The 23,561-nt window shown below is 66.3% G+C and carries 24 protein-coding genes, 1 tRNA gene and 1 pseudogene; 12 read left to right on the top strand and 14 right to left on the bottom strand.

Annotated elements, in window-relative coordinates; translation table 11 throughout:
* The first annotated feature begins 137 nt into the window (after nucleotides 1–137).
* On the top strand, nucleotides 138–809 hold the full coding sequence (locus tag OC159_RS16865; protein ID WP_265502352.1) for an SDR family oxidoreductase: 672 nt from the start codon (nucleotides 138–140) through the stop codon (nucleotides 807–809).
* Here OC159_RS16865 and OC159_RS16860 read toward each other — a convergent pair.
* The 7 genes from OC159_RS16860 to OC159_RS16830 all read right to left on the bottom strand — a co-directional run bounded on the left by OC159_RS16860 (nucleotide 800) and on the right by OC159_RS16830 (nucleotide 8,251).
* Entirely contained in the window at nucleotides 800–1,222 is a 423-nt protein-coding gene (locus OC159_RS16860) for a secondary thiamine-phosphate synthase enzyme YjbQ (RefSeq protein ID WP_265502350.1), read from the bottom strand. The two genes, OC159_RS16865 and OC159_RS16860, sit on opposite strands and share 10 nt — an antisense overlap.
* Nucleotides 1,219–2,634 carry a DNA recombination protein RmuC gene (gene rmuC / locus OC159_RS16855; RefSeq protein WP_265502349.1) on the bottom strand — a complete coding sequence of 472 codons (1,416 nt, stop codon included), beginning with the start codon at nucleotides 2,632–2,634 and terminating at the stop codon, nucleotides 1,219–1,221. Before rmuC ends, OC159_RS16860 begins: the two co-directional genes overlap by 4 nt.
* A gap of 1 nt (nucleotide 2,635) precedes the next feature.
* Nucleotides 2,636–3,067, bottom strand: a complete 432-nt coding sequence (locus OC159_RS16850; protein ID WP_265502348.1) for a BLUF domain-containing protein — start codon at nucleotides 3,065–3,067, stop codon at nucleotides 2,636–2,638.
* A gap of 70 nt (nucleotides 3,068–3,137) precedes the next feature.
* A complete protein-coding gene (locus tag OC159_RS16845) occupies nucleotides 3,138–3,563 on the bottom strand; it encodes a BLUF domain-containing protein (RefSeq protein ID WP_265502346.1) in 426 nt (141 codons plus the stop codon).
* Entirely contained in the window at nucleotides 3,553–5,526 is a 1,974-nt protein-coding gene (gene rpoD, locus OC159_RS16840) for an RNA polymerase sigma factor RpoD (protein ID WP_265502345.1), read from the bottom strand. Before rpoD ends, OC159_RS16845 begins: the two co-directional genes overlap by 11 nt.
* Before the next feature lie 148 nt (nucleotides 5,527–5,674).
* A complete protein-coding gene (gene dnaG, locus OC159_RS16835) occupies nucleotides 5,675–7,597 on the bottom strand; it encodes a DNA primase (RefSeq protein WP_265502344.1) in 1,923 nt (640 codons plus the stop codon).
* Between the two features lie 69 nt (nucleotides 7,598–7,666).
* On the bottom strand, nucleotides 7,667–8,251 hold the full coding sequence (locus OC159_RS16830) for a TetR/AcrR family transcriptional regulator (protein ID WP_265502343.1): 585 nt from the start codon (nucleotides 8,249–8,251) through the stop codon (nucleotides 7,667–7,669).
* A gap of 88 nt (nucleotides 8,252–8,339) precedes the next feature.
* Here OC159_RS16830 and OC159_RS16825 point away from each other — a divergent pair, with 88 nt between their 5' ends.
* From OC159_RS16825 to gluQRS, 5 genes are all read left to right on the top strand, one after another.
* Nucleotides 8,340–8,591, top strand: a complete 252-nt coding sequence (locus OC159_RS16825) for a hypothetical protein (protein ID WP_265502342.1) — start codon at nucleotides 8,340–8,342, stop codon at nucleotides 8,589–8,591.
* 57 nt (nucleotides 8,592–8,648) lie between these two features.
* Nucleotides 8,649–9,818, top strand: a complete 1,170-nt coding sequence (locus OC159_RS16820; protein WP_265502341.1) for an alpha-hydroxy acid oxidase — start codon at nucleotides 8,649–8,651, stop codon at nucleotides 9,816–9,818.
* Nucleotides 9,819–9,925: 107 nt separating this feature from the next.
* The gene (locus OC159_RS16815; protein ID WP_265502339.1) at nucleotides 9,926–10,543 is read left to right on the top strand and encodes a 50S ribosomal protein L25/general stress protein Ctc; all 618 of its coding nucleotides are present in this window, start codon (nucleotides 9,926–9,928) and stop codon (nucleotides 10,541–10,543) included.
* A gap of 99 nt (nucleotides 10,544–10,642) precedes the next feature.
* Nucleotides 10,643–11,980, top strand: coding sequence for a methylenetetrahydrofolate--tRNA-(uracil(54)-C(5))-methyltransferase (FADH(2)-oxidizing) TrmFO (trmFO, locus tag OC159_RS16810; protein ID WP_265502338.1), 1,338 nt, complete (start codon nucleotides 10,643–10,645; stop codon nucleotides 11,978–11,980).
* Entirely contained in the window at nucleotides 11,962–12,798 is an 837-nt protein-coding gene (gluQRS, locus tag OC159_RS16805) for a tRNA glutamyl-Q(34) synthetase GluQRS (RefSeq protein ID WP_265502337.1), read from the top strand. The genes trmFO and gluQRS overlap by 19 nt, the downstream gene beginning before the upstream one ends.
* Nucleotides 12,799–12,806: 8 nt before the next feature.
* On the opposite strand, the gene hisI is transcribed toward gluQRS, so the two are convergent.
* Nucleotides 12,807–13,163: a phosphoribosyl-AMP cyclohydrolase gene (gene hisI / locus OC159_RS16800; RefSeq protein WP_265502335.1), complete on the bottom strand. Its 357-nt coding sequence runs from the start codon at nucleotides 13,161–13,163 to the stop codon at nucleotides 12,807–12,809.
* A gap of 72 nt (nucleotides 13,164–13,235) precedes the next feature.
* Between hisI and OC159_RS16795 the strand changes: the two genes are divergently transcribed.
* Complete coding sequence (locus OC159_RS16795; RefSeq protein WP_265502334.1) at nucleotides 13,236–13,673, top strand: iron-sulfur cluster assembly scaffold protein; 438 nt, start codon at nucleotides 13,236–13,238, stop codon at nucleotides 13,671–13,673.
* A 290-nt stretch (nucleotides 13,674–13,963) separates the two neighbouring features.
* Here OC159_RS16795 and recG read toward each other — a convergent pair whose 3' ends face one another.
* From recG to sciP, 4 genes are all read right to left on the bottom strand, one after another.
* Nucleotides 13,964–16,060: an ATP-dependent DNA helicase RecG gene (gene recG, locus OC159_RS16790; protein ID WP_265502332.1), complete on the bottom strand. Its 2,097-nt coding sequence runs from the start codon at nucleotides 16,058–16,060 to the stop codon at nucleotides 13,964–13,966.
* Nucleotides 16,057–18,237, bottom strand: coding sequence for an NAD-dependent DNA ligase LigA (gene ligA / locus OC159_RS16785; RefSeq protein ID WP_265502330.1), 2,181 nt, complete (start codon nucleotides 18,235–18,237; stop codon nucleotides 16,057–16,059). Before ligA ends, recG begins: the two co-directional genes overlap by 4 nt.
* 101 nt (nucleotides 18,238–18,338) lie before the next feature.
* Nucleotides 18,339–19,049, bottom strand: coding sequence for a response regulator transcription factor CtrA (gene ctrA, locus OC159_RS16780; protein WP_265502329.1), 711 nt, complete (start codon nucleotides 19,047–19,049; stop codon nucleotides 18,339–18,341).
* 90 nt (nucleotides 19,050–19,139) lie between these two features.
* A complete protein-coding gene (gene sciP, locus OC159_RS16775) occupies nucleotides 19,140–19,424 on the bottom strand; it encodes a CtrA inhibitor SciP (RefSeq protein ID WP_265502327.1) in 285 nt (94 codons plus the stop codon).
* A gap of 164 nt (nucleotides 19,425–19,588) precedes the next feature.
* On the opposite strand from sciP, the gene mnmA reads away from it, so the two are divergent.
* Complete coding sequence (gene mnmA / locus OC159_RS16770; RefSeq protein ID WP_265502366.1) at nucleotides 19,589–20,752, top strand: tRNA 2-thiouridine(34) synthase MnmA; 1,164 nt, start codon at nucleotides 19,589–19,591, stop codon at nucleotides 20,750–20,752.
* On the opposite strand, the gene OC159_RS16765 is transcribed toward mnmA, so the two are convergent.
* Nucleotides 20,724–21,134 (bottom strand): SufE family protein, encoded by a 411-nt coding sequence (locus OC159_RS16765; protein WP_265502324.1) that lies wholly within the window; start codon nucleotides 21,132–21,134, stop codon nucleotides 20,724–20,726. The genes mnmA and OC159_RS16765 overlap by 29 nt on opposite strands.
* A 116-nt stretch (nucleotides 21,135–21,250) precedes the next feature.
* Between OC159_RS16765 and OC159_RS16760 the strand changes: the two genes are divergently transcribed.
* From OC159_RS16760 to OC159_RS16745, 4 genes and pseudogenes are all read left to right on the top strand, one after another.
* On the top strand, nucleotides 21,251–21,751 hold the full coding sequence (locus OC159_RS16760) for a hypothetical protein (RefSeq protein WP_265502323.1): 501 nt from the start codon (nucleotides 21,251–21,253) through the stop codon (nucleotides 21,749–21,751).
* A gap of 43 nt (nucleotides 21,752–21,794) precedes the next feature.
* Nucleotides 21,795–21,884 (top strand) — tRNA-Ser (locus OC159_RS16755).
* A gap of 353 nt (nucleotides 21,885–22,237) precedes the next feature.
* Nucleotides 22,238–22,489, top strand: a pseudogene (locus OC159_RS16750) (IS3 family transposase); the annotation flags it as partial.
* Between the two features lie 416 nt (nucleotides 22,490–22,905).
* The gene (locus OC159_RS16745) at nucleotides 22,906–23,322 is read left to right on the top strand and encodes a hypothetical protein (RefSeq protein ID WP_265502322.1); all 417 of its coding nucleotides are present in this window, start codon (nucleotides 22,906–22,908) and stop codon (nucleotides 23,320–23,322) included.
* Here OC159_RS16745 and OC159_RS16740 read toward each other — a convergent pair.
* Nucleotides 23,319–23,561: integrase core domain-containing protein (locus OC159_RS16740; RefSeq protein WP_265502321.1), on the bottom strand; the 243-nt coding region annotated here is incomplete at its 5' end. The two genes, OC159_RS16745 and OC159_RS16740, sit on opposite strands and share 4 nt — an antisense overlap.

The raw sequence follows: 23,561 nt of genomic DNA, 5'->3' as shown, positions 1-23,561 counted from the left end.
GGTCGGGCGATCCGCCAACACTATAGGCACCCCGGCAGAGATTGGGTAGTCTTATCCACAGCACACAAGATGCGCCCTGCGGAACCTGTGGCGTCAAAGCCGCGTTGGCGGTCGTCATCGGAAATTCCGGAGGAATCATGGCCAAGACCCTGTTCATCACGGGTGCCTCGTCAGGCATCGGCGCCGCCACCGCGAGGGCCGCCGCCAAGGACGGATGGAACGTCGCCCTGTTCGCCCGGTCCGCCGACAGGCTGGCCGACCTGGCGCAGGAACTGGGCGACGGCGGCTTCGCCACCGAGGGCGACGCAACCCGAATCGAGGACCTGCAGGCCGCCGTCGCACGGACGGTCGAGCGGTTCGGCGGCATCGACGCGGGGTTCGCCAATGCCGGTCGCGGACTATCGAAGCCCGGGACCGAGGCGGGCGAACTTGACGATATCCGCGGCATGATCGACCTGAACGTCATGGGCGTCATCCTGACCGCGCGCGCCGTCCTACCCGAATTGCGCAAGACCAGGGGAACGCTGGTCCTGACCGGCTCGGCCGCGGGCAGGCGGCACATCCCCGGCTCGATTTATGGCGCGACGAAGTGGTTCGTGCACGGCTATGCCGGCAACCTGGCCGAAGAGATGCGCGAATGGGGCGGGCGCTGTTCAGTCGTGGCACCGGGCATGGTCGACACCGCCTTCTTCGACGACGGCGCGCCCGACAAGCTGCAACCCGAGGACGTGGCCGAGGCCGTCCTGCACATGATCAACGCGCCCGAGCGCGCCGTGATCCGCGAAACCTTCCTGATGCCTCAGAACTGAGACGGCTGGAATATCGCCACGACCTGCCGCCGGTGCGGGGTGCGGCGGTGTTCGACAACATAGATGCCCTGCCAGCGCCCCAGCATCATGCGGCCGTCCGCGACCGGCACCTGCAGCGTCGTCGGCAGCATCGCAGCCTTCAGATGCGCAGGCATGTCGTCCGGCCCCTCGTAGCGATGCGTGATCCAGCCCATCGACGGATCGTCGGCCGGCGGCGCCATCCGGTGCAGCCAGCCCAGCAGATCCGCCTGCACCTCGGGGTCGGCGTTTTCCTGGATCAGCAGCGAGGCCGAGGTGTGACGGATCAGCAGCGTCAGCACGCCGTCGCCCTTCCCGCGCAGCCAATCGACCAAGCGGTCCGTGATCTCGTGACAGGCGGGGCCGTGGGTCTCGACCGTCAGGGTCAGGATCATTCCGCGGCCTCCGGCCCCGGCAGCGCGGGGCTGTCGTCCTCGCGGTCGTGGTCCAGCTCGATCTGCTTGCTGGCGCGCGCGCCCAGTCCGCGCAGCATCTCGACCTGGCGGATCACGTTGCCTGACCCTCGGGTCAGGCGGTCCATCGCCTGGCCGTGTGCGCGGTTTGCCTGGTCCAGCGCCCGGCCAACACCCTCCATCGAATCGACGAAGCCCGCCACCTTGTCGTAGAGCTGCCCGGCGCGGCGCGCGATCTCCATCGCGTTGCTTTCGCGGCGTTCCACGGCCCAGATATGTTCGACGGTGCGCAGCGTCAGCATCAGGGTCGTGGGCGTCGTCAACCCCACGCGCCGCTCCATCGCGAAGGCCGCCAGCGTGGGATCGGCGCGCAGCGCGTCCGAGAAGGCCCCTTCGATCGGGATGAACATCAGCACGTAATCGACCGAATTGTCGTCCATGCGCTGATAGCCCTTGCCGGCCAGAGTGCCGATATGGGTGCGGATGGCCGCCAGGTGGCGGCGCAGCGCGGCCTCGGCCTCGGCCGGGTCCTCGGAGGTCACCGACAGTTCGTAATCGTTCAGCGACACCTTGCTGTCGATGACCATGACCTTGCCGCGCGGCATCTTCACCACGACGTCGGGACGCCACAGCTTGCCTTCCTCGTCCCGCCAACTGGACTGCAGGTCGTAATGCGTGCCGGCCATCAGGCCAGAATCCTCGAGGATCCGCTCCAGCACCATCTCGCCCCAGGCGCCCTGCCGTTGCTTGTCACCCTTGAGCGCGCGCGTGAGGTTCACGGCCTCGCGCGATATCTGTTCGCTGCGGTTGTGCAGCGACAGGATCTGTTCGCGCAGCCGCGACGATTCCTCGTCCAGGATCTTGTTGCGGGCCTGAAGCTCTGTCTGAAAGCGGCCAACCTGGTCGCGGAACGGGTTCAGCAACGCGTTCAGATGCTCTTGCTGGGACTTTTGCAGATCGGCCTGCTGGACGCGCAGCGTTTCCGCCGACAGCAGCTTGAACTGGTTGGTCATCTCGGCCCGCAATTCACGCAGGGTGGCGATTTCGCGCGCCGCGGCCTCGGCATCCTTCTCGGCGCGAAGCCGCGCTTCGGCCAGTTGCGTTCCTAGACTCGCGACCTCCTGGCGTGCGCGGTGCAGGGCATCGGTCAGGCTGTCCCGCTCCTCGGACAGTTCGGACAGGCGCGCAGTCTGCGAATCAAGCCGCGCCTGTTGCTGCCCCAAGGCCAGCTCCGTCTCGTGCAGGCGCTCCTGCGCCGCGTCACGATCTTTGGTGATGCGTGCCTGAAGCGCCGCAACCTCGCGCTGCGCCGCGGCCCACTGGCCCCGCCAATACAGCGCCAGGAACAGCCCGCCTGCCGTCAGGACCCCCGCCAGCGCCAGATATGTCGTCATGTCACCTTGCATGTTCCTCCAAAATCTCGATATCGCGGAGGAAGGTGCCGATACTGCTTGCAGAGCTGTCGTGGCGCCGCTGCAGCCAGTCCATCAGCGAACCGGCCTTCCGGTCCGAGTAACGCATCTGCCAGTCGGGGAACAGCCGGCGCGGCAAGGTACCTTGGTCCAGGATCGTCATGTCCAGATGCCGGTTGTCGTCACGCAGCTTTTCCAGCAGCCGGAACAGCACGATGGGCGGACCTTCCAACCACTGGAAGAACAGCCCATCCTCGTGATGCAGGCAACCGGTCAGGTCCATGTTCCGGTTGTTCAGGGACGCCGTGTCGACGATCACCGACAGTTCGTCCGCCGTCAGGCTGGGCATTGCAACGCTGCGATAGAGGCAAAACCCGACCTCGTCCGGCTCGCCGGCGGTTTTGATATCCTGCATGACCACACCTCCTGCCCAAGGGATGTTCACCGCTGGTGCAGATAATGCAAGGCGTGACCTTTGAAGTATTTTAGGCAGCCGCCGACATCAGGAAGGCGGTGATGCCGCCGGCATAGTCCCCACGATGGACGGTGGAGCTTTCCGTGACGGCGAACCAGTCCATCAGCGACGCCCGGTCGCGATCCGAGAACCGCATCCGCCACTCCTGGAACCGGCGGTGGTCCAGCGCGCCCTCGTCCAAGACCTCGAGGTTGAGGTGACGCGGATCCTGGACCAGCAACTCGATCACCTGCAGCAGCGCCGGAGATGGCCCTTCCAGCCATTGAAAGAACAATCCGTCTTCGTGGTGCAGGCAGCCGGTCAGCTCGAGCTGCTGGTTGCGTCGCCGCGCCGCCGTCAGGATGTCGTGCATGTCGCCCTGGTCCAGACCGGGGCGCGCCGTGCTGCGATAGAGAAAGAAGCCGAGGCCTTCGACGTTGGTCAGGTTACTGATCAAGGAAAGACCGCAGCTTTCTGCTCCTTGATGGGTGCTTGAGCTTGCGCAGCGCCTTGGCCTCGATCTGACGGATGCGCTCGCGGGTGACGCTGAACTGCTGGCCGACCTCTTCCAGCGTGTGGTCGGTGTTCATGCCGATGCCGAAACGCATCCGCAAGACACGTTCCTCGCGCGGGGTCAGGCTGGCCAGGACGCGGGTCGTGGTCTCCTTGAGGTTTTCCTGAATCGCGCTGTCCAAGGGCAGGACGGCGTTCTTGTCCTCGATGAAATCGCCAAGCTGGCTGTCCTCCTCGTCCCCGATCGGGGTTTCGAGGCTGATCGGTTCCTTGGCGATCTTCATCACCTTGCGAACCTTCTCCAGCGGCATCTGCAGCTTTTCGGCCAGTTCCTCGGGCGTCGGCTCACGGCCGATCTCGTGCAGCATCTGGCGGCCGGTGCGGACCAGCTTGTTGATCGTCTCGATCATGTGGACCGGAATGCGGATGGTCCGCGCCTGATCGGCGATGCTGCGCGTGATCGCCTGGCGGATCCACCAGGTTGCATAGGTCGAGAACTTGTAGCCGCGGCGATACTCGAACTTGTCCACGGCCTTCATCAGGCCGATGTTGCCTTCCTGGATCAGGTCCAGGAACTGCAACCCGCGGTTCGTGTATTTCTTGGCAATGCTGATCACGAGGCGCAGGTTCGCCTCGACCATTTCCTTCTTGGCCTGGCGGGCTTCCTTCTCGCCGCGCTGGACCTGGCTGACGATGCGACGGAACTCCTCAATGTCGACGCCGACATATTGGCCGACCTCGGCCATGTCGCCACGCAGCTTCTCGACCTGCTCGCGCGAGCGGTCGAACAGCGCCTGCCAGCCGCGCCCGGCCTGGGCGGACATGCGGTCCACCCAGGTCGGGTCCAGTTCGGACCCGCGATAGGCGTCGATGAATTCGCGACGGTTGATCCGGGCGGCGTCGGCCAGCTTGACCATGCCGCTGTCGATGGTGACGATCCGGCGGTTGATGCCGTAGAGTTGATCGACCAGCGCCTCGATCCGGCCGTTGTTCAGGTGCAGCGAGTTGACCAGCGCGACGATTTCCGACCGCAGGGTCTGGTAGTCGGATTCGGCGGTGGCCGAGAAGCTGTCATCCTCGTTCAGGGTGGCGGACATGCGCAGGTCCTGCATGTCGGCCAGCCGCTCGTAATAATGGGCTATGGCTTCCAGCGTCTCCAGCACCTTGGGCTTAAGGCTGGCTTCCATGGCGGCCAAGGACAGGTTGGCGCCCTCGTCCTCTTCCTCGTCGTCCTCGACGCGCAGGGGGTTGCCGTCGGCGTCGTATTCCTCGCGCTTGGGCGCGGCGGCGTCGGCCTCGCCCTCGACGGTCAACTCCTCCTCCTCGCCTTCCTCGCCATCCATGGACTGGCCGAAGGTGGTTTCGAGGTCGATGACGTCGCGCAGCAGGATCTCCTCGTCCAGGAGTTCCTCGCGCCAGAGCGTGATGGCCTTGAAGGTCAGCGGGCTTTCGCAGAGGCCCGCGATCATCGTGTTGCGACCGGCCTCGATGCGCTTGGCGATGGCGATCTCGCCCTCACGCGAGAGCAGCTCGACGCTGCCCATCTCGCGCAGGTACATGCGCACCGGATCGTCCGTGCGGTCCAGCTTTTCGGTTTCGGTCGCGGCGACGGCCACCTCGCGAGAGCCCGACCCGGTGGTGACGATGGCGCCGCCCTCGGCCTCTTCGCCGCCCTCTTCGTCCTCAATCACGTTGATGCCCATTTCCGACAGCATCGACATCACGTCCTCGATCTGCTCACTGCTCACCTGGTCGGGCGGCAGGACCGAGTTCAGCTGGTCGTAGGTGATGTAACCACGCTCTCGCGCCTCGGCGATCATTTTCTTGACCGCCGCTTGGCTCATGTCCAGCGAATGGGCGTTGTCGTCCTTGTCGGTCTTTTCGTGGTCATCGTCCTTGGCGGCCATCCGGGGCTCCTTCTCGGCGGTCTCGGGCGGGCGATTCGCGGGCTGGGCCGAATCGTCGCGAAAGAAGTTCGTATCTAGCGCGGTTCTCGGCCGAATCAAAGGCCGTGCGCGTTGTCGATTCGCGACCTGAAGCGGAGGCGATTCGGCGTTACCTGCCGGACGGCTTGCGCCAGATCTGGCCGCTGAGCCAGTCCGACAACTGCGCCGACAGGGCCGGGCGATCCTCATTGAGATCGCTGGTCGCTTCCAGCTCGGGACGCTCGGCCCGGTGGCGGGCGCGGGCGATCTGGCTGATGCGCCAGGTCAGGCCTTCGTCGGCCTCGCCCTGGATCTCGGATTCCGCACGGGCCAGCTCGTGGCTGGCGGCACGCTCGGCTTCCAGACGGTCGAGCAGGTTGTCCAGAATTGCGGCTGCGGCCTCGTCCTCTTGCTGTTGGATCACTGCGGGGGTCAGGCCCAGATGGGCGTCGCGGCGCAGCGTTTCAAGACCGCGCCGACCGGCGGCGCTGTCGCCCTGCGTCAGCAGATCGTGAAGCAGGGCGGCACGGTCTGGGTTTTGCGGCAGGAGCTTTTCCAGCCGCGCCTCGACGGGCGGGATCATCGCGGGGCGCAGCGCGCAGATCAGCAGCGTGGCGCCTTCCAGAAGGTCGGCGCCCGGCGCCGGGGCGGCAAGATTGACGGGCACGCTCGGCCCGCGCGGGCCCATCGAGGCCCCTCCGCGCCGGGCCGGGCTGCGCCCGGCCGTCCCCGACCGCACGCCCTGCCCCTGCTGGCGCTGACGGTTGCCCGGGCCGAAGACCTCCCACCGCTTGCGGCGGATCTCCTCGGTATAGTGGCTGCGGGTCAGGTCGTCGGGAATACGGGCCACGGCCTCTTGCAAGCGGCGGTCGAGGGCGGCCTTGCGTTCGGGACTGTCGAAGACCTGCCCCTCGACCTCTCGTGCCCAGAGCAGGTCCAGAAGCGGGCGGGCCTGGTCCAGAAGCGTGCCCATCGCGCCGGGACCGGCTGACTTGATCAGGTCGTCGGGATCTTGCCCTGCCGGCAGGACGACGAAGCGCAGGGCCTGGCCGGGACCCGTCAGCGGCAGCGCCAGGTCGATCAGGCGCTGCGCGGCCCGCTGGCCCGCCGCGTCGCCGTCCAGCGCGATGATCGGTTCCGGAGACACCCGCCACATCAGGCGCAGCTGGTCTTCGGTGATGGCGGTGCCCAATGGGGCCACGGCGCCCTCGAACCCTGCGCGGGCCAGGGCGATCACGTCCATGTAGCCCTCGGCCACGACCATGCGCTGGCCCTTGGCGACCGCGCTGCGCGCCGGACCGAGGTTGTAGAGGTTGCGCCCCTTGTCGAAGAGCGGGGTCTCGGGGCTGTTGAGGTATTTCGCGCGGGCGTTCGCTTCCATGGCGCGGCCGCCGAAGCCGATGCAGCGGCCCCGCCCGTCGCGGATCGGGAAGATGATGCGGCCGCGGAAGCGGTCGTAGGCCGCGCCGCCACCATCGGGGCGGGCGGACATGCCTGCCTCGACGATCTGCGCCTCGTCGAAGCCCTTCTCGCGCAGCGCGCCGGTCAGGGCATGGCGGCTGTCGGGGGCAAACCCGATCTCGAACCGGTCGAGCGCTGCGGCGTCAAGGCCGCGACGAGTGAGGTAATCGCGCGCCTCGGCGGCGGCGCCGGTCTGAAGCTGCAGGCGGAACCAGCGGCAGGCAGCCTCGGTCACGTCCAGAAGCTTCGTCCGCCGATCGGTGCGCTCTCGCGCTCGCGGATCGGGTTCGGGCATCGTCAGGCCAGCCTCGGCCGCGAGGAGCTTGACGGCATCCATGAATTCAAGCCCGTCATGGTCGCGCAGGAAGGACACCACGTCGCCCTTCGCCTGGCAGCCGAAGCAGTAATAGAACCCCTTCTGATCGTCGCAATGAAAGCTGGCCGACTTTTCCTGATGGAACGGGCATGGCGCCCACCAGTCGCCGCGCGCCTGGTTCGACTTGCGCAGGTCCCACGTCACCTTCTTGCCGATCACGCGACTGATCGGGACGCGGTTGCGAATCTCGTCAAGAAAACCGGGGGGCAAGGACATGGGCATGATTATCCGGCATGGCGGGCGGCGCGGCAAGCGGCGGATCGAGGAATCCGAGCCCGCACGCCCTCAGGCCCCCACGGCCCCGCGGGCAAGGCCCCAGTAGATCTGGGCGATGCGGGCACGGTCCAGCCGGCCGCCTTCCCGATACCAGTTGGTCACGCCGGTCAGCATGGCGATCAGCGCCAGCGTGGTCAGCTTGGGGTCCTCGATCCGCATGGTGCCGGTGGCGACGCCGTCGCGCAGGATTCGTTCGAGCAGGACTTCATAGCGGCCGCGCAGGTCGGCGATGCGAGCGAAGTTCGGGGCCGTGAGGTTGCGCAGCTCCATGTAGGACAGGAACACGGCGTCGGGATGATCAAGGCTGAAGCCGATGTGGAAGCGGACGAAACGCTCCAACCGCGCCAGCGGGTCGGCCTGCGGATCGTCCTCCCACGCCGCCAGCAGGTTCTGCATGTGGCTTTCCAGAAGATCGAAGAGCAGCGCCTGCTTGTCCGGGGTATAGGCATATAGGGCACCCGCCTGCACCCCCACCGCGGCCGCGATCTGGCGCATCGACACGGCGGCATAACCCTGCCGCGCGAACAGGCGGCGGGCTTCGTCGCGAAGCAGGGGGCCGGTGATCTCGGCGCGGGAACCTTGGGTGCGGGCCATCCGATCCTGTTAGCCCGAGCGCGAGGGGCTTGGAAAGCGCGATCGGAGGTCGTTGCCGTGGCCGGGCCGTCCGCGTAACCATTGCGCCATGAAACACGCGCCTCTTATCCTTGCCCTGATGCTGACGGCCTGCACCCGGGACGCGGCCTATCCCCGGTTGCTGCCGACCGAGCAGTTGCTGGGCCCGCCCGACCTTCCTGCCCATGCCGGGGCCGCGTCAGACACTCCCGCGGCGGTCGAGGATGCGACGCTGTCGCGCGCCGAGGCGCTTCGGGCCCGGGCAGAGGCGCTGCGGGGCCCGGTCGTCGATCCGTCCCTGCGGCAGCGGGCCGGGGGATGATTGCGCGACGTCCCCGCCGCTGGTAAAGAAAGCTTACCAATCCGAAAGGGACGTTCCATGCCCGTGATCACCTCGATCGACGACCTCAAGGCGCTGCACCGCGCGCGCACGCCGAAGATGTTTTATGACTACGCGGAATCGGGCAGCTATACCGAACAGACCTTCCGCGAGAACACGACCGACTTCGCCAGGCTGAAGCTGCGCCAGAAGGTGGCGGTGGACATGTCGAACCGGCGTATCGCCCGCGACATCGTCGGGCTGCCGGCGACGATGCCGGTGGGGCTGGCTCCGGTGGGGCTGACCGGCATGCAGCACGCCGATGGCGAAATCCACGCCGCCCGGGCGGCCGAGAAGTTCGGCGTGCCCTTCTGCCTGTCCACCATGTCGATCTGTTCGATCGAGGATGTCGCCGAGCATACGTCGAAGCCCTTCATGTTCCAGCTGTACGTGATGAAGGACCAGGACTTTCTGGCCGCGATCATCGAGCGTGCCAAGGCCGCGAACTGCAGCGCGCTGGTGCTGACGCTGGACCTGCAGATCCTGGGCCAGCGGCACAAGGACCTGAAGAACGGTCTCTCGGCCCCACCCAAGATGACGCTGCCGACCGTGATGGACCTGGCCACGCGCTGGCGTTGGGGCATGGGGATGCTGCGGACCAAGCGGCGGTTCTTCGGCAACATCGTGGGACACGCCAAAGGCGTCGGCGACACCTCCAGCCTGATGAGCTGGACGGCCGAGCAATTCGACGACCGGCTGGACTGGGACAAGATCGCGGCGATCCGCGACATGTGGGGCGGCAAGCTGATCCTGAAGGGCATTCTCGACCCCGAAGACGCGCGCATCGCGGCCGATTTCGGTGCCGACGCCATCGTGGTCAGCAACCATGGGGGGCGGCAGCTGGACGGGGCGCTGTCCTCGATCCGCATGCTGCCGCATATCGTCAAGGCGGTGGGCGACCGGGTCGAGGTCCACATGGACAGCGGCATCCGTTCGGGTCAGGACGTGCTGAAGGCGCTGGCGCTTGGGGCGCATTCGACCTGGATCGGTCGGGCCTGGGTGCACGGGCTTGGCGCCATGGGCGAAGCCGGCGTGACCCATGCGCTGGAGGTCATCCGCAAGGAGCTGGACATCAGCATGGCGCTGTGCGGCGAACGTGACCTGGATAACGTGGGGCGGCAGAATTTGCTGATCCCGAAAGGCTTTCTCGACGAATATCAGATCACCTGATCGCCGCTTTTCCGGCTTCACATTCGCGCCCGCCTGCGCTATGGGCACCGCTTGCCGCCACGCACCCTTGGAGGGTGGCGGCTTCAACATGGTTAAGGATTAGAGACATGGCCAAAGAGATTCCGGATCTGGTGGCCGAGGCACGCGCGGGGACAGGCAAGGGGGCCGCCCGCCAATCTCGCCGCGAAGGCAAGGTGCCCGGCATCGTCTATGGCGACGGCAAAGACCCCGTTGCCCTGGCGTTCGACTTCAACAAGCTTCTGACCCAGCTGCGCGCTGGCCGCTTCATGTCCACGCTGTGGAACCTGAAGGTTGATGGCCAGGACGACGTTCGCGTCATCTGCCGCGGCGTGCAACGCGACGTCGTGAAGGATCTGCCGATCCACATCGACTTCATGCGCCTGCGCCGCACCTCGAAGGTGAACCTGTTCATCCCCGTCGAGTTCGTGAACCACGACAAGTGCCCCGGCCTGAAGAAGGGCGGCACCCTGGTCACCGTCCGCGCCGAGGTCGAGCTGATGGTCACCGCCGGCGACATCCCGGACCACATCACGGTGGACCTGGAAGGGCTGGAAGTGGGCGACACCATCCACATCAACGAGGCGCAGCTGCCCGAAGGCGTGAAGCCGGTGATCGACCGCAACTTCGTGATCGCCAACATCGCCGCCCCGTCGGCGCTGCGTGCCGAAGGCTCGGCCGAGGAAGAAGCCGCCGCCGAGGAGTGATCCCGCGCGCTTCGACCGCATGCCCCCCGGGCGGTGCCATTCGGCGCCGCCCTTTCCATTTCCGGGCCGCTTTGCTAGCCCGCCTGCATGGAGACACGCATGGAACCCGTCCACATCGTCGGCGCCGGCCTGGCCGGGTCCGAAGCCGCATGGCAGATCGCCCGCGCGGGCGTCCCGGTGGTGCTGCACGAGATGCGCCCCGCGGTCGAGACCTTTGCCCACAAGACCGGCGACTGCGCCGAGATGGTCTGCTCGAACAGCTTTCGGTCGGATGACGACGTGATGAACGCGGTCGGCCTGCTGCACTGGGAGATGCGGGCGGCGGAAGGTCTGATCATGCAGATGGCCGACCGCCATCGCCTGCCCGCTGGGGGTGCGCTGGCCGTGGACCGCGACGCCTTTTCTGCCGCAGTGTCCGCCGCCCTGAAGTCTGATCCGCTGGTCGAGATCCGCCCGGGCGAGATCACGGAGCTTCCCTCGGACGGGAACTGGATCGTCGCCACCGGGCCCTTGACCTCGGATGCGCTGGCTGGCGCCATCCGCGACGTCACCGGAACCGAGGCGCTGGCCTTCTTCGACGCGATTGCCCCCATCGTGCATGCCGACACGATCGACATGAGCATCGCCTGGGAGCAGAGCCGATACGACAAGGGCGAGACCGAGGCCGAGCAGAAAGCCTATATCAACTGCCCGATGACCAAGCCGGAATACGAGGCCTTCATCGACGCCCTGCTGGCTGCCGAAAAGACCGAGTTCCACGAGGGTGAGACCGCCGGCTATTTCGACGGCTGCCTGCCGATCGAGGTCATGGCCGAACGCGGGCGGGAGACCCTGCGCCACGGGCCGATGAAGCCCGTCGGCCTGACGAACGCGCACAAGCCGCAGGAAAAGGCCTATGCGGTGGTGCAGCTGCGTCGGGACAACGCGCTCGGCACGCTCTACAACATCGTCGGCTTCCAGACGAAGATGAAGTACGGCGCGCAGACCAACGTCTTCCGGATGATCCCCGGCCTGCAGGACGCCGGCTTCGCCCGGCTTGGCGGCATCCACCGCAACAGCTTCCTGAACTCTCCAAGCCTGCTGGACGAACGGATGCGGCTGCGCCCGCGCCCGAACCTGCGCTTCGCCGGTCAGGTTACGGGAGTCGAGGGCTACGTCGAAAGCGCCGCGATGGGACTGCTGGCCGGACGCATGGCGGCCGCGCAGGCGAAGGGGCAGGACCTGCCCCCGCCGCCCTTTACCACCGCCATGGGCGCTCTGGTCAACCACATCACCGGCGGGGCCGAGGCAAAGACCTTCCAGCCGATGAACGTGAACTTCGGCCTGTTCCCCCCGCTGGAGGAGGCGCGCAGCGGTCGCCGCGGCCGCAAGGACCGCTATCCGGCCTATACGCAGCGCGCCAAGGACGACTTCACCGCATGGCTGGCGGCGCAGTAACCCGCTTTGCCCCGTCGCCCACGGGGCTTCTGCACCTGGGCCACGCGTTTTCGGCACTGACAGCGGCAGCGCATGGCCGCTTTCACCTGCGGATCGAGGATATCGACCGCGCCCGCTGCAAGCCCGAATTCGAGGCGGCAATTTACGACGACCTTGCATGGCTGGGGCTGGACTGGCCGCGGCCCGCGATGCGCCAGTCGGACCGCCTGCCCGCCTATCAGGCGGCCCTGGCACGGCTGGCACCGCTGACCTATCCCTGCCGGTGCCGGCGCGGCGACATCCGCGCGGCGCTCTCGGCCCCGCAGGAGGGTGCCCTGCCCGCCGGGCCGGACGGGCTGATCTATCCCGGCACCTGCCGCCACCGCGACCTACGCGATGCCGATCCCGACGATGTCATCCGGCTGGACGTCGGGCGCGCCTTCGATGCGCTTCACCTTGGCAGCATCGGTTTTCGCGACCGGGCGATCCTGCCCGACTGCGACCACGTGCTGACGCGGGCGCAGTTCCTCGACGGCATCGGCGACGTCATCCTGTCGCGCCGCGGGATGGGAACCTCCTATCACCTGGCGGTGGTGGTAGACGACGCGGCGCAGGGCGTCACGCTGGTCACGCGCGGCAAGGACCTGTTCGACTCGACCTTCATCCACGTCATGCTGCAGCGCCTGCTGGACCTCCCGACACCGGCCTATCTGCACCACCGCCTGATCCGCGACGACGCCGGCATACGGCTGGCCAAGCGCGACGACGCCCGCGCCATCCGCCATTATCGCGATAAAGGTGCCACCCCGGCCGACGTCCGCCGCATGGTCGGTCTCTGACGTACCTGCTACCCCATCGGCTCCATGATGACGGTCTCGACCCCATCACGGACCGCCGAATAGAAGCAGCTGCGCCGGTTGGTGTGGCAGGCCGGTCCCGTCTGCTCGACCAGCACCAGAAGGCAGTCGCGGTCGCAATCGACGCGCAGCTCGACCAGCTTCTGGACATGCCCCGAACTTTCGCCCTTGATCCAGAACGACTGCCGGGACCGGGACCAATAGGTCACGCGCCCGCTTTCCAGCGTGCGGGCCACCGATTCAGCGTTCATCCAGGCCATCATCAGCACCTCTCCGGTAACGGCATCCTGCGCGATGGCCGGGATCAGCCCGGCTGCGTCGTATTTCAGGCTGAGAGGGTCGAACATTGGGTTTCCTTTCGCGAGACGCGTCCCTATCTAGCGCTGATGGCAGCGGCGCAACAGCCCGTGCGAGGATTGATGGCCGACAGCGATCTCATGCAGCTCTACTCGCGCCGGATCCTGGCGCTGACAACGGCGATCCCCCACCAGGGCCGGCTGGAGGACCCGCAGGCGACGGTCCAGCGGCGGTCGCCGCAATGCGGATCGTCGATCACGGTGCACCTGTCCATGCGTGACGGGCGGATCAGTGACTTTGCACAAGAGGTTCGCGCCTGCGCCTTGGGACAGGCGTCGGCGTCGGTGCTGGGGCAGGCCGTGCTCGGCATGGATCGGTCGGGCCTGTCGGCCGTGCGCGACCAGCTGTGCGCCATGCTCAAGGACGACGCACCGGCGCCGGGTGCCCCTTTCGCGGACCTCGACGCGCTGACACCGGCGCGGGACTATCCGAACCGTCATGCCTCGATCATGCTGGCCTGGGATGCGACGCTCGAGGCGATGGCGCAGGCCGAGGGCTGATCTTCTACAAATTGTCTGAAAAAATGACCGGCCCCTGCCAGGGCCGGCCAGTTGCGCGTGCTTGGGGACGGGCGGCGCACAGGCGGGCGCCGGCCCTGCAACGCGGGGCAGGTCAGATCTGCAGGATCGCGGGCAACCAAAGGACCGCGACGGTGATGAGGGCAACCGAGGCAACCCCGGCGATGTCACAGGCTAGATCGCGTGTCATGGGCAGCAACTCCTCTCTGTTGCTGCTTTGTTCTCACATTCCCCCGATTCGGTAAAGAACTTTTTAAGAACATTCTGCTTCGTCAGCCGACTTGGATCAGCCGAATCGCTTGGTCCTGCTGCATCAGCCACATCAGTTGCCGAATGGCCTGCCCACGCGGCCCGTCCAGCCCCGGCTCCCGCTCCAGCAGGGCGCGGGCGTCCTGGCGGGCGACCGCCATCAGACCGGCCTGGTGTTCCAGGTCAGCGATGCGGAACCTCGGCAGGCCGGACTGCGCTGTGCCGATGACGTCGCCCGCGCCCCGCATCTCCAGATCAACCTCGGCGATCCGGAAGCCATCCTCGGTGTCGCGCAGCGTTGTCAGGCGGCGGGTGCCTGTCTCGTTCAACGGCGGGTGATACATCAGCAGGCAGGTCGAAGCCCCCTGCCCCCGCCCGACGCGCCCCCGCAACTGGTGAAGCTGCGCCAGGCCAAAGCTCTCGGCCCGCTCGATCACCATGATGGTAGCCTGGGGCACGTCGACGCCGACCTCGATCACCGTCGTGGCGACCAGCAGCTGCGCCCGACCCGAGGCGAAGTCCGCCATCGCCGCGTCGCGCTGATCCGGCGGCATCTGACCGTGCACCATCCGCACCGCATCGCCAAAGAACGCGCGCAGATGCGTGAACCGCGCCTCGGCCGCAGTCAGGTCGGTGACCTCGCTTTCGTCGACCAGCGGGCAGACCCAATAGGCCCGCGCCCCCTGCGCCAGCGCTGCCCGCAGCCGATCGGTTACCTGATCCAGGCGGCTGTCCGCAATCATCACCGTCGTGATCGGCTGGCGGCCGGGCGGCTTTTCGTCCAATACCGAGAGGTCCAGGTCGCCGTATTGCGACAAGGCCAGCGACCGGGGGATCGGCGTCGCGGTCATGATCAGCATGTCGGGCGGCACGGCGCCCTTGGCCGACAGCTCCAGCCGCTGAGCGACCCCGAAGCGGTGCTGTTCGTCGATGATCGCCAGGCGGAGGTCGTGGAATTCCACGTCCTTCTGGAAGACGGCATGGGTGCCAACCAGGATGTCGATCCGCCCTTCGGCGAGGTCGGCCAGGATCTGGCCGCGCAGGTCGCGCTTGTCGCGGCCCGTCAGCGCGGCCAGCCTGACACCCGCGGCGCGGGCCAGCGGCTCCAGCGCGCGGGCGTGCTGCCGGGCCAGGATCTCAGTCGGGGCCATCAGCACCGCCTGCCCGCCAGCCTCGACCGCGACCAGCGCCGAAAGCAGCGCCACCAGCGTCTTTCCCGCACCGACATCCCCCTGCAGCAGGCGGTTCATGCGGCGGTCGCTGGCCATGTCGGCCGCAATTTCGGCCACCGCGCGTGTCTGGGCCCTTGTCGGCGGCCAGGGCAGGCTGTCCAAAACACGTCGCCGCAGTTGGCCGTCGCCCGCGCTGGGGCGACCCTTCAGGCGCCGCTTGTCGCGGCGGACCAGCGCCAGCGTCATCTGGTGGGCCAGAAATTCGTCATAGGCCAATCGCGCCCGCGCAGGGCTGTCGGGCGACAGCGCGGCATGAGACGTCGGCGCGTGCGCCAGCCGCAGCGCCGTGCCGAAGTCGGGCCAACCGCGCGCCGCGCTCAGCTGCGGGTCGACCCATTCCGGCAGGTCCGGCAGGCGCGCCAGCGCCCCGTCGACCGCCTTCGCCATGCCCTTCTGCGTCAGGCCTGCGGACAGCGGATAGACCGGCTCGAATTCGGGGGGAAGGTCCTGGTCGTCGCGCAGGATGTGGTCGGGATGGACCATCTGCGCGGTGCCGTCGAACAGCTCCAGTTTGCCGCTGACGATCCGGCGGCTGCCGGCGGGCAGCTGGCTCTCGATCCAGGATTCGCGCGGGCGAAAGAAGACAAGGGTAAGGTCGTCCGTGCCGTCGCTGCAATGGACGCGCCAAGGCCGCCCGCGCACCTGTGGGGCATGGTGACGGATCACGGTGACCCCAACGGTGACGGTTTCAGGCGCGCGGGCGTCCGCAAGGTGGGGGATGCGGCGACGGGTGATGCCGCTGGAGGGCAGCGTCAGGATCAGGTCGCGGGGCTTGTCGATGCCCATCTGCTCCAGCGCGGCGCGGCCCTTGGGACCGATGCCCGGCAGCGTGTCGATGCCCGCGAACAGCGGGAACAGCGCGGGCGGGCGGCCCTTCGGCTGGCTCATCCCGCCCCCGCGATGCGCAGCCACTCGTCTTCGTCGATCACGGTGACGCCCAGTTCGGCGGCCCTGGTCGCCTTGGAACCCGCCCCCGGACCCGCGATCAGCAGATCGGTCTTGGCGCTGACCGATCCGGCGACCTTGGCGCCCATCGCCTCGGCCCTGGCCTTGGCTTCGGCCCGGGTCATCCGTTCCAGCGTGCCGGTGAAGACCAAGGTCTTGCCGGTGATCTCGGTCTGAAGGTTGCGCAGATCCTCGGCCGGCAGGACGTCCAGTTGCGCGACGAGCCGGTCGATGCCCTCGCGTTCGGCCAACTGCGAGAAGGTCGTCACCAGCGAGTTCACGAGAACACCGCCGATCCCGTCTATGCCGGTCAGTTCGGCCCAATTCGGGCTGTCGGGCAGCGCGACCCGGCGGGCCTTGTCGTCGGGGGCGGCGAAGGCGGGTTCCCCGGCCGCGCCGTCGACCGCCGCGACCAGCGCCTCCCATGCGCCGAAATGGCGGGCAAGCGTGGCGGCGGCCACCTCTCCGACATGGCGGATGCCGAGGGCGAAGATCAGGCGGGCAAGGGCAATGCGCCGCTTTTCCTCGATCGCCGCGAACAGCTTGTCAGCCGATAGGGCCCCGAACCCCTCGCGGTTCTTCAGCCTGCCCAGGTTCGCCGCGTCGCGCGCAGCGAGGGTGAAGATGTCGGCGGGTTCGCGGATCGGCAGGTTGTCGTCAGCGAAGAACATCTCGATCTGCTTGGCGCCCAGGCCTTCGATGTCGAAGGCGGCGCGGCTGACCAAGTGCTTCAGCTTCTCGACCGCCTGCGCGGGGCAGATCAGGCCGCCGGTGCAGCGGCGGACGCTGTCGCCCGGCTCGCGGATCGCCTCGGAGCCGCACTCCGGGCAGAGCGTCGGGAACTGGAACGGGCGACTGTCGGTTGGCCGGCGCGCCAGGTCGACATCGGCGATCTTCGGGATCACGTCGCCGGCACGATAGACCTGCACCCAGTCGCCTTGGCGGATATCCCGTCCCTCGCGGATCGGCGCGCCGGTGTTGTCGCGGCCGGCAATGTAATCCTCGTTGTGCAGCGTCGCGTTCGACACGACGACCCCGCCGACCGTGACGGGTTCCAGCCGCGCGACGGGGGACAGCGCGCCGGTGCGTCCGACCTGGATCTCGATCCGGTCGAGCCGTGTCCACGCCGTTTCGGCGGGAAACTTGTGGGCCAGCGCCCACCGCGGCGTGGTCGAGCGGAACCCCAGCCGCGCCTGCAGCGCCAGGTCGTTGACCTTGTAGACGACGCCATCGATGTCATAGCCCAAGGTGGAACGCTGCTGCTCGATCAGGGTCCAGGCGGCGATCATTGCGGGAACGGTGCTGCAGAGGCGGGTCAGAGGGTTCGTCTGGAAACCCAACTTCTGCAGCCGCTCGACCGACTGCATCTGCGTGGGCGCCAGCGGCTCGGACAGTTCTCCCCAGCTATAGGCAAAGAACTTCAGCGGCCGGCGGGCGGTCACGGCGGCATCGATCTGGCGCAGGGATCCCGCGGCGGCATTGCGCGGGTTGGCGAAGACCCGCCCGGCGTCAGAGGCGTTCAGCGCCTCGAAGTCCGAATGGCTCATGTAGACCTCGCCCCGCACCTCCAGGATGGCGGGAACATCGCCGGGCAACTCCTGCGGAATGTCAGCAATGGTGCGGGCGTTCACGGTCACGTTCTCGCCCACGGTGCCGTCGCCGCGGGTGGCCGCCTGCACCAGCTTCCCGTCCTGATAGCGCAGCGAGAGCGACAGCCCGTCGATCTTCGGCTCGGCCGTCATCTGCAGAGGCGCGTCATGGGCGAGGCCCAAGAAGCTGCGAACGCGGGCTGCGAATTCTTCAACCTCGGCCTCGGTGAACGCGTTGCCGAGCGACATCATCCGCTGCGCATGCGTCACCTTGCCAAAGCCCTCGGCTGGCGCGGCGCCGACCTGCCGCGTCGGACTGTCCAGGCGGGCAAGCTGGGGGAAGGCCTCCTCCAGCGCCGTCAGGCGGGCTTTCAGCGAATCATAGTCGGCATCCGCAATCAGCGGCGTGTCGCGGCGGTGATAGGCGTCATTCGCCTCGCCGACCTGCGCCGACAGGTCGGCGATTTCGGCCGCGGCCTGCTCTCGGTTCAGATTGTCGACCGCCGGCCGGTCGGAAATGCTCTGCGCCATTTTCGCCCCCAAGACACATCCTTTCGGCCGGGTCGCCCCGACCGTCCGTCAGTTCCGGGTATCGCCCAAGGCAGGGCGGCCGTCCAGAAGGCGAAGCACGATCAGGCGCCGACCGCCAGGCGTTCCGCCGCACCCGGACCCGGATCGCGCAAGACGTAGCCCCGGCCCCAGACGGTCTCGATAAGGCTGTCACCACCCAGGGCCTCGGACAGCTTCTTGCGCAGCTTGCAGATGAAGACGTCAATGATCTTCAACTCGGGCTCGTCCATACCGCCGTAGAGGTGGTTGAGAAACATCTCTTTCGTGAGCGTCGTTCCCTTGCGCAGGCTCAGAAGTTCCAGGATCTGGTATTCCTTGCCGGTCAGGTTGACCTGCTTGCCGTTCACCTGGACCGACCGCGCGTCCAGGTTCACCACGATCTCTCCGGTCTTGATCAGCGCCTGGCTGTGACCTTTGGAGCGGCGGATGATCGCCTGGATGCGGGCCTGCAGTTCCTCGCGGTTGAACGGTTTGGTCATGTAGTCGTCGGCGCCGAAGCCGAAGCCGCGCAGCTTGCTTTCGGTATCGTCAGAGCCGGTCAGGATCAGGATTGGCGTGTCTATACGAGCCAGGCGCAGGTGGCGCAGAACCTCCATCCCGTGCATGTCGGGCAGGTCGAGGTCCAAGAGAATCAGGTCATAATCATACAGCTTTGCGAGGTCGATCCCCTCCTCGCCCAGGTCGGTGAGGAACACGTTGTAGCTGGCCGCGGTCAGCATCAATTCGATCGCACGCGCCGTGCTGGGATCGTCTTCTACCAAAAGAATTCGCATGGCTTGGTTCATTCCCCGATTCGCCAAAGGTCATGTGACGACAATCCCGCGAAGACGTTAATATGTCGTTACCGAAGAATGAGCTTTGCGCTAATCAACCTGCGCTTGTCTATACTTCTGCAGCGCCGTCACCTTCAGCGCCGCCGCGCCGTGTCGCCTGACGGCCTGGCACCAACCGTCGAATTCCTCGTCCGACAGCCCGTAGCGGCGCAACGCATCCTCGCGGCTGATCAGCCCGTGCGACACCGCCAGGACGACAACCTGCTTGCGGCTGGCGACCCAGCGCGTGTCCGCCTGGGGCAGGTCGGCCACGCTGAGTATGCTGCCGTCGTCCAGCGTCACGATCCGCGGACCAGAGGATTTCTTAACGAACATGGCAGTGTTCCTTCGATCAGGTCCTGCCATCCATCCGCGAAACCGTTTAAGCCGACGTTAGGGCCACCACCTTTTCTGCCCTGCGTGGGCTTGAGACTATCCCGCATTTGCTTATATTTTGATGCGTTCCTGCCCCGACCCGTGGCGAAAGATCACCCATGACCATGCTTGCCCCCACCCGCACGACCGCGGGCGCGCCCGAATTGAACAGCCTCGGCTTTGCCAAACCGCCCAAGCAGACCCGGGTTGTTGTGGCGATGTCGGGCGGCGTCGACAGCTCGGTCGTGGCCGCGCAGCTCAAATCCGAGGGGTATGACGTCATCGGCGTCACGCTGCAGCTCTATGACCATGGTGCGGCGCTGGCCAAGAAGGGCGCCTGTTGCGCCGGCCAGGACATCCACGACGCCCGCCGCGTCGCCGAGCGGATGGGCTTTCCCCATTACGTCCTCGACTACGAGAACAAGTTCCGCGAATCGGTCATCGACGAATTCGCCGACGCCTACCTGTCCGGCGCGACCCCAGTGCCCTGCATCCGCTGCAACGAGCGCGTGAAGTTCCGCGACCTTCTGGAAACGGCGCGGGACCTGGACGCCGATTGCATGGCGACCGGTCATTACATCCAGCGCAAGCCGGGCGCCCATCGTGCCGAACTGCACATGGCCGCAGACCCGAACCGCGACCAGAGTTATTTCCTGTTCTCGACCACGCAAGAGCAGCTGGACTTCCTGCGCTTCCCCTTGGGCCACCTGGCCAGCAAGGCCGAAACGCGGGCGCTGGCCGCCGAATACGACCTTGCCGTGGCCGACAAGCCGGACAGCCAGGATATCTGCTTCGTGCCGAACGGCGACTATGCCAGCGTGATCGAGAAGCTGCGCCCCGGCGCCGCCGACGCCGGAGAGATCGTCGATCAACAGGGCAACGTCCTGGGCACCCACCGCGGCGTGATCCATTACACGATCGGCCAGCGCCGGGGGCTGGGCATCGGCGGCGGCATGCCGCTTTACGTTCTCCGGCTGGAGCCTGAGACGCGCCGCGTCGTCGTCGGCCCGCGAGAGGCGCTGGCCACGCATACGGTCAACGTGACCGAGGTCAACTGGCTGGGCGACCAGCCCTTCGAGGGCGAGATCTCCTGCCTTGTCCGCATCCGCTCGACCCGGCCGCCGCGCCCGGCGATCCTGCGGCCCCTGCCCGGCCGCCGCGCCGAGGTCGAACTGCTCGACCCCGAAGACGGCGTCAGCCCCGGCCAAGCCTGCGTGTTCTATGCGACCGACAGCACGCGCGTTTTGGGCGGAGGCTGGATCAGCTTGCGGCGGCGGCCAGCTGCCTGATCCGCTGGACCATCGCGCGCACGCCGTTCGAGCGCTGCGCCGAGAGGTGATCGTCAAGCCCAAGCCGCGCCAGCGCGGCCTGGGCATCGACACCCTCGACCTCGCCAACCGGCAGGCCTGAATAGAGCGCGTGCAGAACCGCGATCAGGCCGCGGACGATCATCGCGTCGCTTTCGCCCTGGAAATCGAAGCGCCCGTCTTCGATCCGCGGCATGATCCAGACTTGGCTGGCGCAGCCGTCGACCTTTGTGGCCGGCACTTGGAAGGCTGGATCCAGCGGCGGCAACGCCTTTCCCAGTTCGATGACGTGGCGATAACGCTCTTCCCAGTCATCCAGGAAATCGAAGGTTTCGGCGATGTCTTCGAAGGCGGCAGTGGCCATGCGTCTCTCCTCGGGTAGGGATACAGGCGTATCGCGCGCCAAAGCCAAGGTCAAAGAGGCTTTTCCGCGCGCCCCGTTTCGCCTATCACCGGACAGGATTGCCAAGAGGGATTGCCATGACCAGACTGACCCTGTCGCTGCTGATCGGCACCGCCATCCTTGCCGGATGCGGCCGTCTTGGGGACAGCGGCTGGAACCCCCTCGGCTGGTCCGGCGGCAGCCCCGCGCCCAAGGATCTGGCGCCCGAGGGCGGCTATGTCCAGGCCGTCGACGTCCGCCCCGGCGTACCCCAGATTCTCTCCGCGTCTTGGCAACCGCTTGCCGGGGGGCGGCTTCTGGTCGTGCAGGGCCTCGCCCCCACCAAGGGCTATCACTCCGCCGAACTGGTGACCCAGCGCCCGCAACCCGGCGACCGCCTGAGCGCGGATCCCGACGGCGTCCTGCGCCTCCGCTTCGTGGCGGCGCCCCCTGCCCCGAACGATCCGGCGGCGCGGCTTCCTGCCAATCCGGTCACCGACGCGATCGTGGTCGCCTTGCCGCTGAGCTTCGCACAACTGGCCACGATTTCGGCCATCGAGATCGCCGGCGCCAACGGCGCGATCGCGCTGCGCCGCTAAGCCGCTTGCACAAACAGCCGCGCCGCGCTACTCGCCCTGGGTCGGAGGCGTGGCAGAGTGGTTTAATGCACCGGTCTTGAAAACCGACGTGGGTTCACGCCCACCGTGGGTTCGAATCCCACCGCCTCCGCCAGTCTTGACGGTAAGCCTATGATTTGGCGTAAATAACTTTGGCGGCTGTTGACTGTCCCCCCAAGTAGATCAGGAACCGCTGAGAAGGCTTAAGAACATGCATGGGCCGAACCCGCAAAGTTGCGAACTCTAGCAAGCTGCACGGCCGATCAATTTGCAGGCCAACCGCTGTAGTCCACTTCCGCATCGCCCTCATGAAACGCTTCAACGCGCTCAGCACCACCGAGATCGAGCGCTTGGCCTGAGCTTAATGGGGTAAGGGGAAATTTTGCTACAACGCCGAGTTCTGCAACATGTGTAACCGCCCCAAGCGCGAGGGGATTTTGGAGTTGATCCTGGCGCGTCATCGGGTGCTACCGGCGGCTGTTCGTGCTCTTGCGCCGTGAAAGGGAACCTTCCGGGATCAACCGCATCTACCGGCTCTACAGCGAAGGAAAGTTAACCATCCGTGAACGCAAAGCGCGCCGCAAGGCGCTTCGCACACGGGCCTCCATCCTGATCGAGGCGCGGGCCAATGTCCGGTGGTCGCTTGATTTCGTGCATGACCAGTTCGCCTGCGGGCGGCGCTTCCGGATGCTGAACGTAGTGGACAATGTCACACGGAAAGACGAGTTGGGCGCTAGCACCTCTGTGCATGATCGGGCCCGATGGTTCTGGCAAGTCACAATTCCTCCAATCGATTGCCGAGATTTTCCAAGCGGCGTGGCACGCGCATGCGCCCGATGAGGAGCGGCGCAGTGCAAACGAAGCTGTAGTGTTTGATCTAGAATACGTGGTCCGGGTGGACGGCGCGGAAAGCTATGAGACTGTGAGATTGGTCTGCGAGTTGAAGGGCGCAAATTCAGGCCCAATCGCCGCTTGGCCGCGCCGATGGACAACGCATCAAGCCGGGAAACCCGGACTTCGGACAGTTTTTGCCGACTTCGAACATTGGCTACACCTCGGGTGATAGTGAAACCCTAAGCTTGCCTTTTCTTGCCAGTCGAAGCGGTTATGCAAGCGATGTCGCCAAAGCGGCACGCGTGGCAGACATCAAGAAGGTGCCCGATAACCGGCTGATGCTGATTGATTATGGCACCAATCTGGAGGTGTTGTTTTCCAATCCCATGCTCGGCTCGGAGTTCGTTCAGACAGAATTGCTCCGTCATGCCAATCTAGGCGACCTCGCATCCTGCCGCTGCATCGTGCGGCTTGCGCACTCCGCCGTGCCTAAAATCCCGAAGAACACACGTATCTCTTCGCGCAAGGGCGTCCAGTTCACCGACGAGCTCGAGAACGTCATCGAAAATCTCCAACGCAACTCAACCTGCTGGCACGCCAATGGAAACACCGAGACTTACACCTTCGACTTTCTGATTACCGAGGCAACCCGTAAAGCATTAGCATATTTTTGGTCTGAGCTACTCCCCGATCCTTGGACAGTTTTCCGGCTGATTTAAGCTACTGCCTGCGCCTGCTGATCGGTTTCGATGGTGTTGAAGTAAACCACGGCAGGCGGCCGCCCGCCATGGGCGGTGTGTGGTCGCCGATGGTTGTAGAAGGTGATCCATTGGCCAGTGGCAGCCTTGGCCTGTGATCCTGTCTCCCAAGCGCGCAGGTAGACGCATTCATATTTCAGGGACCGCCACAGGCGCTCGATGAAGACGTTGTCGATGCACCGTCCCTCGCCGTCCATCGA

Origin of the sequence: Paracoccus beibuensis (assembly GCF_026162625.1) — a bacterium.
Taxonomy (GTDB): domain Bacteria; phylum Pseudomonadota; class Alphaproteobacteria; order Rhodobacterales; family Rhodobacteraceae; genus Paracoccus; species Paracoccus beibuensis.
The sequence above is the reverse complement of the archived record's forward strand: the minus strand, read 5'-3'. Positions and strand labels throughout refer to the sequence as shown.

What these genes read in the sequence shown, in the direction of transcription:
- mnmA (WP_265502366.1), top strand. Translation starts at nt 19,589, where the DNA reads ATGCTTGCCCCCACCCGCACGACCGCGGGCGCGCCCGAATTGAACAGC.
- OC159_RS16760 (WP_265502323.1), top strand. Translation starts at nt 21,251, where the DNA reads ATGACCAGACTGACCCTGTCGCTGCTGATCGGCACCGCCATCCTTGCC.
- trmFO (WP_265502338.1), top strand. Translation starts at nt 10,643, where the DNA reads ATGGAACCCGTCCACATCGTCGGCGCCGGCCTGGCCGGGTCCGAAGCC.
- ctrA (WP_265502329.1), bottom strand. Translation starts at nt 19,049, where the DNA reads ATGCGAATTCTTTTGGTAGAAGACGATCCCAGCACGGCGCGTGCGATC.
- OC159_RS16765 (WP_265502324.1), bottom strand. Translation starts at nt 21,134, where the DNA reads ATGGCCACTGCCGCCTTCGAAGACATCGCCGAAACCTTCGATTTCCTG.
- OC159_RS16830 (WP_265502343.1), bottom strand. Translation starts at nt 8,251, where the DNA reads ATGGCCCGCACCCAAGGTTCCCGCGCCGAGATCACCGGCCCCCTGCTT.
- OC159_RS16860 (WP_265502350.1), bottom strand. Translation starts at nt 1,222, where the DNA reads ATGATCCTGACCCTGACGGTCGAGACCCACGGCCCCGCCTGTCACGAG.
- gluQRS (WP_265502337.1), top strand. Translation starts at nt 11,962, where the DNA reads ATGGCTGGCGGCGCAGTAACCCGCTTTGCCCCGTCGCCCACGGGGCTT.
- ligA (WP_265502330.1), bottom strand. Translation starts at nt 18,237, where the DNA reads ATGGCGCAGAGCATTTCCGACCGGCCGGCGGTCGACAATCTGAACCGA.
- OC159_RS16815 (WP_265502339.1), top strand. Translation starts at nt 9,926, where the DNA reads ATGGCCAAAGAGATTCCGGATCTGGTGGCCGAGGCACGCGCGGGGACA.
- rmuC (WP_265502349.1), bottom strand. Translation starts at nt 2,634, where the DNA reads ATGACGACATATCTGGCGCTGGCGGGGGTCCTGACGGCAGGCGGGCTG.
- rpoD (WP_265502345.1), bottom strand. Translation starts at nt 5,526, where the DNA reads ATGGCCGCCAAGGACGATGACCACGAAAAGACCGACAAGGACGACAAC.
- OC159_RS16825 (WP_265502342.1), top strand. Translation starts at nt 8,340, where the DNA reads ATGAAACACGCGCCTCTTATCCTTGCCCTGATGCTGACGGCCTGCACC.
- hisI (WP_265502335.1), bottom strand. Translation starts at nt 13,163, where the DNA reads ATGTTCGACCCTCTCAGCCTGAAATACGACGCAGCCGGGCTGATCCCG.
- OC159_RS16795 (WP_265502334.1), top strand. Translation starts at nt 13,236, where the DNA reads ATGGCCGACAGCGATCTCATGCAGCTCTACTCGCGCCGGATCCTGGCG.
- dnaG (WP_265502344.1), bottom strand. Translation starts at nt 7,597, where the DNA reads ATGTCCTTGCCCCCCGGTTTTCTTGACGAGATTCGCAACCGCGTCCCG.
- OC159_RS16865 (WP_265502352.1), top strand. Translation starts at nt 138, where the DNA reads ATGGCCAAGACCCTGTTCATCACGGGTGCCTCGTCAGGCATCGGCGCC.
- OC159_RS16850 (WP_265502348.1), bottom strand. Translation starts at nt 3,067, where the DNA reads ATGCAGGATATCAAAACCGCCGGCGAGCCGGACGAGGTCGGGTTTTGC.
- OC159_RS16820 (WP_265502341.1), top strand. Translation starts at nt 8,649, where the DNA reads ATGCCCGTGATCACCTCGATCGACGACCTCAAGGCGCTGCACCGCGCG.
- sciP (WP_265502327.1), bottom strand. Translation starts at nt 19,424, where the DNA reads ATGTTCGTTAAGAAATCCTCTGGTCCGCGGATCGTGACGCTGGACGAC.
- recG (WP_265502332.1), bottom strand. Translation starts at nt 16,060, where the DNA reads ATGAGCCAGCCGAAGGGCCGCCCGCCCGCGCTGTTCCCGCTGTTCGCG.